This is a genomic window from Larkinella sp. C7, from assembly GCF_006149005.1.
Classification (GTDB): Bacteria; Bacteroidota; Bacteroidia; order Cytophagales; family Spirosomataceae; genus Larkinella.
In genome coordinates this window covers 1-351 of sequence record NZ_VBSL01000234.1, presented here as the reverse complement: position 1 = coordinate 351, position 351 = coordinate 1, and the positions used below count along the sequence as shown (strand labels likewise).

Sequence of the window (351 nt, the reverse complement as noted above, 5' to 3'; positions counted from 1 at the left end):
TGACAGGCGTTCACTTCTACCATGGTCGAGCTGAGGACTTTGGCCAAGACAAATCCTTTCGTGCCAGCTACGATATTGTTACAGCTAGAGCCGTAGCCAGAATGCAGGTTCTGTCTGAGTTGACAATCCCCTTTCTCAAAGTTAATGGCCAACTTTTAGCCCTCAAGGCAGCGGCTGCAGACCAAGAATTGATCCAAGCCCAAGGTGCCTTGAAGCTTTTATTCGCTAAAGTCACAGAAAACAGGACCTATCAGCTTCCAAATGGGGATCAACGCACTATCACGATTGTTGAGAAGAAAAAAGAGACCCCAAATAAATATCCGCGTCGGGCTGGGCTTCCTAACAAGAAAC

1 protein-coding gene is annotated in these 351 nt (G+C 47.3%); it reads left to right on the top strand.

Going from position 1 to position 351, the window contains the following annotated elements:
• On the top strand, positions 1 to 351 hold a 351-nt coding region (locus tag FH871_RS35240), incomplete at both ends, for an RsmG family class I SAM-dependent methyltransferase (protein WP_171063046.1).